The sequence below is a fragment of the Lacrimispora sp. 210928-DFI.3.58 genome (assembly GCF_020554865.1).
Taxonomy (GTDB): Bacteria; Bacillota; Clostridia; order Lachnospirales; family Lachnospiraceae; genus Enterocloster.
Map to the genome: position 1 here is coordinate 1 of NZ_JAJCIC010000138.1, position 246 is coordinate 246.

The window sequence follows — 246 nt, forward strand, 5'->3', positions numbered from 1 at the left end:
GGGATGTGGTGTGACGGAATGCTGCTTTTCCGCCTTCATCGTTGAAGGTCAGAATGGAAAGATTGCAGTCCTTGTCGATGACGGTACGAAGATCTTCTACTTCACCGTTTACTTCACCTGCACAGGCCATTCTTGCAAGGCCTTCGCTGATGTCTGCTGCGATCTCAATGATGGATTTCGGTTCGGAGTACTCTTTGGTACTTCCATCTTTCAGTGTGATGATCATTTGCTTTACCTCTTTCTTTG

The 246-nt window shown here is 46.7% G+C and carries 1 protein-coding gene; it reads right to left on the reverse strand.

From position 1 onward, the window contains the following. A partial coding sequence (locus tag LIZ87_RS22260) for a TGS domain-containing protein (protein ID WP_227149245.1) occupies positions 1–226 on the reverse strand: 226 nt, incomplete at its 3' end. Positions 227–246 lie beyond the last annotated feature (20 nt).